Source organism: Syntrophorhabdales bacterium (genome assembly GCA_035541455.1).
GTDB lineage: Bacteria > Desulfobacterota > Syntrophorhabdia > Syntrophorhabdales > WCHB1-27 > JADGQN01.
The window spans coordinates 45,575-51,845 of sequence record DATKNH010000069.1 but is presented as its reverse complement, the minus strand read 5'-3'; the positions used below and the strand labels follow the sequence as shown (position 1 = coordinate 51,845).

Genomic DNA, 6,271 nt, shown 5'->3' with positions numbered 1-6,271 from the left:
TCGGCACATGTAACAGAACACGACTGATTCGGTTGCGCAATTTACCTATCCCGGTTGGGGCGTAGATGTTCCCGGACCGGGATTTTTTTGTGCCGCAATGAAACGTGTACGCTCAAAAGCGAATCGGTGCTACGCGGCGGATGCCCTCTTGACCTTAGAAGTCAGCGCTTTGATCGCCTCTTTGAGGCCATCGAGCGTCAGCTCGTACATGGGGAAAAGGCGGCTGATCGCATCAACAGTCGGATGGCGCCAGTATTCCTTTGGCGTGGGGTTGAGCCAGACACTGTACTCGTAGTGATTCTTGATACGCTTGAGCCAGTCCGCTCCTGCTATCTCATTGGAATAGTAGTAGTCGATGCACCCGTACTTGTCGAAGAGCTCCCCGGGCCCCATTCTCGCGTCGCCTACGAGTATGACCTTGTAGCCGCTGTGATAGGTCGCGAGCACTTTCTCCGTGGGGATCGGCTTTGCGTTCCAGATATCTTCGTAGAGATCCTGGTAGATACAGTTGTGAAAAAAGAAGTATTTGAGGTCTTTGAAATGTTCACTCTGCACGGCAGCCGAAAAAAGCCTTTCACAAAGATCGGCATACGGTGCCATAGAGCCGCCTGTATCCATCAGAAGAAGAAGCCTGATCGCATTCTTTCTGGACTTTGCAAAAACAAGCTCTATCTCGCCGCCTTCCTTTGCCGTCTTGTCGATGGTCTCGTCGATATCCAGTTCTTCCTCGGCCCCTTCCCGCCGCAGTTGTCTCAGTTTCTTCAAGGCAACCTTTGTCTGGCGCACGTCGAGGATGAGGTCATGCCGGTAGTTCTTGAAACGCCTCTCTTGCGCCACCTTGACCGCCGAACCCATCCAGCCGTCTCCACCGACCCTGATGCCTCCCGGATAGTAGCCGTATGCGCCAAAAGGAGACCGGCCACCGGTCCCGATCCACTTGCTCCCGCCGTCATGTCGTTCCTGCTGCTCTTTAAGTCTTTCCCTGAACTGCTTCAGCATTTCCTCGAGCCCCATTTTCTCTTTCATTTCCTCCAGCAGCCTTTTCATCTCCTCAAGCTCTTCGGGGCTCAATCTGGGAAGCTTGTTGAGCGGGTTCTCAAGCCACTCGGTTACTTTCTCCAGATCAAGAGGCTCTGTCGAAATGCCTCCAAAATACTCATTGAAGGCGAGATCGAACTGGTCGTAATAGGCTTCGCTTTTCACGAGAAAGGCGCGGCCGATATAGTAGAGCTGGTTGAGGCTGGTGCCCATGAAACCTTTGTAGATGGCTTCGGTGAAAGACATCCATTCAGTGATAGAAACGGGAACACCCTTTCTGCGAAGTTTATAGAAGAAATCTATGAACATGTTCTACCCTTCAGAATCTCCTTCTGAACCCGGTGGATGCGCCGCTCGCTACTTTTCCGACCTTCTCCGTGTCCTGCTCGGTCTTCAGGAGCGTTCCGAGGAAAGGAAGTTCGGACGAGATCCTGTCCACGTTTACGCCTCCCATGGAAAGCGCTTTTATCCAGTCGAGAAGCTCGCTCGTGGAGGGCTTCTTTCTCAAGCCGTCCACCTGGCGTATCCAGTAAAACTTCTTGATGCACTCTCTTACCAGCTTATCGTGGATATCGGGGTAGTGTACCCTGATTATCCTCTCCATCATCTCTTCGTCGGGGAACTCGATGTAGTAAAAGATGCAGCGTCTCAAGAACGCGTCGGGCAGCTCCTTTTCAGAGTTGCTGGTGATGACAACGATCGGCCGCTGCTTGGCGGTTACCTCTTCGTTCAACTCGGTAATGTGGAAGGACATCTCATCGAGTTCATTGAGAAGGTCATTGGGAAACTCGATGTCCGCCTTGTCGATTTCATCGATAAGGAGCACCACCTGCTCATCCGAGGAGAAGGCCTGTCCGAGCCTGCCGAGTTTGATGTACGCCCGGATGTCCGATATGTCCTTATCCTTGAAGCGCGCATCATTCAGCCGCTGGACCGTGTCGTATACATAGAGGCCATCCCGCGCCTTTGTTGTTGATTTGATATTCCAGATCAGAAGCTTCTTGTTGAGTGCCTCGGATATACTGTGGGCAAGCAGGGTCTTGCCCGTGCCTGGCTCGCCCTTGATTACCAAAGGTTTGGCAAGGTTAACAGCCACGTTGACAATCTCCATGAGAGGCTTTGACGCTATGTAATCAGCGCTCCCATGATATCCTTCCACTGCTTTGCTCATAACACGCCTCCAGATTCAAAGGGAAATTGAGCGAAATCGTTATAAACCGAAAATCTCAGTGAATAATATACGTTTTCAGGCCGTTTTTGTCAATCGAAGCAGCGGAATTCGGGCACGTAGCCCGGGTGAGGCTGCTGCGTGGTCTGTATACAAACCGGAAAGCGAATCGCGGCAGGCGGCTCTGCCCGCGATGTTGACTTTTCGGCGCTTATTGTACATATTCTTACGGCAATGAAACGGGAAATGCAGCGGCTGAAGAAGCTCAGGAACATAGGCATAGCAGCGCACATTGACGCAGGCAAGACTACCGTCACCGAGCGAATACTCTACTACACCGGCAAGACCTATAAAATTGGTGAGGTGCACGAAGGCACCGCAACCATGGACTACCTTCCGCAGGAGCAGGAAAGGGGCATTACCATCACGTCTGCCGTTACCACGTGCTACTGGGACGAACACGAGATCCAGATTATCGATACCCCGGGGCACGTGGACTTCACCATAGAAGTGGAAAGATCTCTCCGCGTGCTCGATGGCGTGGTCGCGGTGTTTTCAGGGGTGGAGGGTGTCGAGCCGCAGTCGGAAACCGTCTGGCACCAGGCGGACAAGTTCAGGGTCCCGAGGCTCGCGTTTATCAACAAGCTGGACAGGATAGGTTCAGATTTCTTTCATGTGCTGGACATGATGGTTGAAAAACTCGGGGCTAACCCGGTGCCCCTTCAGATACCCCTGGGGAGAGAGGATGACTTCTACGGGGTAGTCGACCTTATCACAATGAAGGCCATAGTGTGGGACGAGGAAGATCTCGGTGCAACGCTCCACTATATCGCCGTGCCCGAGGAGGTAAAAGAGACAGTCAGGAGCTACCGCGAGAAACTCTTTGAAAAACTTTCCCTGCTCGATGACAGTTTTATGGAGCTTTACCTGGACGGAAAAGATATAGAGGAGCAGACCATCCGTGACGCGATAAGAAAAGCGACGGTGGAATTGAAGTGCGTTCCTGTGATCTGCGGTGCGGCTCTCAGAAATAAAGGTATCCAGCCCCTTCTGGATGCAATCGTCTGGTATCTCCCGTCGCCGCTGGATGTCCCCCCGACGGAAGGGCGTGACCCGGTTACCGGCGAAAAGGCATACCGCGAGGCGGACCCCGACGAAGACCTCTGTGCCCTTGCCTTCAAAGTCGTGGTGACTGAAGGCAGGAAGCTCGTCTACATCCGGATCTACTCAGGCTCTCTCAAAGTAGGCGACGACATTTACAATGTGAACCTCCAGAAAAAAGAAAAAGTGTCGAGGGTTTACAAGATTCACGCTAACCACAGGGAGAGGATGGACGAAGCCCGGACCGGTGACATCGTCGGTATCGTCGGCTTAAAAGAGACCTCGACGGGCCACACGCTGACGAAGACGAAGCCCATCCTGCTGGAGCCGATAGAGCTTTACCAGCCGGTCATCTCCATGGCGGTTGAGCCGAAAAAGAATGCTGATCAGGAGAAACTCCTTCTTGCCTTGCAGAGAGTTGCGGAGGAAGATCCCACGTTTGTCGTCAAGACAGATGAGAGTTCCTTTCAGACCGTGGTCTCGGGAATGGGGGAGCTTCACCTTGACGTGGTCATGAGGAGAATAAAAGAAGAGTTCGGCGTGGAAGTCCTGGTCGGCAAACCGCAGGTAGTCTACAAGGAATCTATAGAGCGTGCAGCTATGGTCGAGCAGTTGTTTGAGAAAGTGATCAACGGCACGCTGTATCGGGGCTCGGTGACCCTGACGCTTGCGCCTAACGGGCGGGGTAAGGGCATCATGATTATTCCCGATATACTGAAAAAGGAGCCCGAATTCCCATATATCACGGCTATAGAAGAGGGAGTGACTGAAGGGTCTCAGATGGGGGTTATCCGGGGGTTTCCGCTGACAGACGTGCAGGTGACTGTGCATAATGCCTCCTTCAACAATCCTGACTTTGCCCGCCTCACACTGAAAATGGCTGCATACGATGGCTTCAAAAAAGCCTGCCTCGATGCCGGACCAATACTCCTTGTACCGCTCATGTCCCTCACCGTGACCACACCGAACGAGTTTCTGGGAGAGATAATAGCCGACTTGCACATGCGAAAGTGTCAGATCAACAACGTACAGCCGCAAGACAAGATCACGATTGTCGAGGCCGATGCCCCTCTCACCCGAATGTTTGGCTACTCCACGGATATACGCTCTCTTTCCCAGGGAAGAGCCTCTTTTACGATGTTCTTCTCTCATTACGACAAGGTCGAAAGTGAATAGGCTTGGTGAGATCCTTGGTTTCCTGACGGAGGGGGACGAGTATGTCTCCGGGGACTACATATCATCCCGGTTGGGTCTCACGAGGACAGCTGTCTGGAAATATGTAAAGCAGCTCCGGCAGATGGGTTATGCCATTAATACGCTCAAAGGCATGGGTTACAGTCTCAAGAGCGCACCCGATCGGCTTTATCCGTGGGAAGTGGAGCGTTACCTCCGCACGCGCTGCATCGGTCGGAACATCGAGTATAAAGAGTCTACCGATTCCACCAATGCCTTAGCCTTTCGGCTTGCTCTCGGTGGCGCCGGCGAGGGAACCTGTGTCATTGCCGAGGAGCAGAAAGCGGGCAAAGGCCGCCTGCAGAGAACGTGGTTCTCGCCCTTCGGTAAAAACCTCTATCTGTCGGTGATTCTGCGGCCGCGACTCCACCCTTCTCTTGTCTACCCTGTTTCTTTCTTGTCGTCTCTTGCAGTTCATAACACGCTGGTTGAGCTTGGTCTTGAACCAAGTTTGAAATGGCCGAACGATGTGCTCGTGAACGGCAAGAAGATCTGCGGAACACTCCTTGAACTTTCGACGGAAGCCGACCTTGTCCGGTTCGTGGTTGTGGGTGTCGGTCTCAATGTGAACTTGGAAAGAGCAGAGATGCAAGACGATATACGATCAAAGGCAACATCCCTGCACCTGGAGACGAAAATTGTCTATGAAAGAGCCCGCGTTTGTGGCATGCTATTGGGCAACATAGAGTCGTATTACGACCTTCTGAAGAGCAAAGGCCCGGTGATGCTCGCGAGAATGTGGGAGGAAAAAGCGAAGATCAAGGGGAAGTATCTCGAGGTCACGCAGCAGGGAGAGGTTTTTAGGGGAATTGCTCATGGGGTAGGTGAGGACGGCGCTCTACTTCTCGACGACCGAGGAAAGGTGCAAAGAATAATTGCAGGGGACGTCTCTTTTTAACCATGCTTCTGGTCATCGATATAGGTAATACGAATATCGTCTTCGGCGTTTACAGGGATGACACACTGGTCAACCACTGGCGCTTGAGCACGGCGATACAGAAGACCATTGACGAATACGCCATCCTGCTGAACAGCCTCATCTATTTTGAGAAGATGCGGCTCCAGGATTTTCATAGTGCCATCATATCCTGCGTGGTGCCGCCGCTCTTGATTCCGTTTCATCTGGTCTGCAAGAAATATATGGGTATAGAGCCCCTGGTGGTTGAACCGGGCATAAAAACGGGCATGCCCATTCTTTACGATAATCCGCAGGAGGTTGGGGCCGACCGGATTGTCAACGCCGTGGCCGGTTACGAACGGCACAAGAAACCGCTTATCATTGTAGATTTCGGAACGGCAACCACCTTTGACTATGTAACTGCCAAGGGTGAATACCAGGGTGGCGTCATCGCGCCTGGCATGATGATATCTCTGGAAGCGCTGTTTGAGAGGGCGTCAAAACTGCCGCGTGTCGAGCTTGTAAAACCGAAGGAGATAATCGGCAAGAACACCATCACGGCAATGCAGGCAGGCATCATATATGGCTACGTCAGCCTTGTAGACGGCATAGTAAGACGCATGAAGGATAAAGTGAAGACTGATCCTTACGTGATCGGAACGGGTGGGCTGGCTAACCTTATCTATAAAGAGTCAGAGACCATTGATGAAGTGGATGAGCTCCTCACACTTAAAGGTCTCAAAATCCTTTATGAGAAAAACAAGGACCAGCACAAGTTCAAGTAAGCCTCTAATTCCAGAAACCAAATATCTCAATTGATCGGTGAGTGCTTT

The 6,271-nt window shown here is 52.2% G+C and carries 5 protein-coding genes; 3 read left to right on the top strand and 2 right to left on the bottom strand.

The window, feature by feature from the left end; translation table 11 throughout:
- Positions 1–129: 129 nt before the first annotated feature.
- Positions 130–1,347 carry a VWA domain-containing protein gene (locus VMT71_07145; protein HVN23730.1) on the bottom strand — a complete coding sequence of 406 codons (1,218 nt, stop codon included), beginning with the start codon at positions 1,345–1,347 and terminating at the stop codon, positions 130–132.
- Positions 1,348–1,357: 10 nt separating this feature from the next.
- Positions 1,358–2,209, bottom strand: coding sequence for a MoxR family ATPase (locus VMT71_07140; protein ID HVN23729.1), 852 nt, complete (start codon positions 2,207–2,209; stop codon positions 1,358–1,360).
- Between the two features lie 138 nt (positions 2,210–2,347).
- Between VMT71_07140 and fusA the strand changes: the two genes are divergently transcribed.
- The 3 genes from fusA to VMT71_07125 are packed head-to-tail and all read left to right on the top strand — an operon-like array spanning position 2,348 to position 6,223.
- The gene (gene fusA, locus VMT71_07135; protein HVN23728.1) at positions 2,348–4,483 is read left to right on the top strand and encodes an elongation factor G; all 2,136 of its coding nucleotides are present in this window, start codon (positions 2,348–2,350) and stop codon (positions 4,481–4,483) included.
- Entirely contained in the window at positions 4,476–5,438 is a 963-nt protein-coding gene (locus tag VMT71_07130) for a biotin--[acetyl-CoA-carboxylase] ligase (GenBank protein ID HVN23727.1), read from the top strand. Before fusA ends, VMT71_07130 begins: the two co-directional genes overlap by 8 nt.
- A 2-nt stretch (positions 5,439–5,440) precedes the next feature.
- The gene (locus tag VMT71_07125) at positions 5,441–6,223 is read left to right on the top strand and encodes a type III pantothenate kinase (GenBank protein ID HVN23726.1); all 783 of its coding nucleotides are present in this window, start codon (positions 5,441–5,443) and stop codon (positions 6,221–6,223) included.
- The last annotated feature ends 48 nt before the right edge of the window (positions 6,224–6,271 follow it).

Coding starts and splice junctions, on each gene's coding strand:
- VMT71_07145 (HVN23730.1), bottom strand. CDS start 1,347: ATGTTCATAGATTTCTTCTATAAACTTCGCAGAAAGGGTGTTCCCGTT.
- VMT71_07140 (HVN23729.1), bottom strand. CDS start 2,209: ATGAGCAAAGCAGTGGAAGGATATCATGGGAGCGCTGATTACATAGCG.
- VMT71_07125 (HVN23726.1), top strand. CDS start 5,441: ATGCTTCTGGTCATCGATATAGGTAATACGAATATCGTCTTCGGCGTT.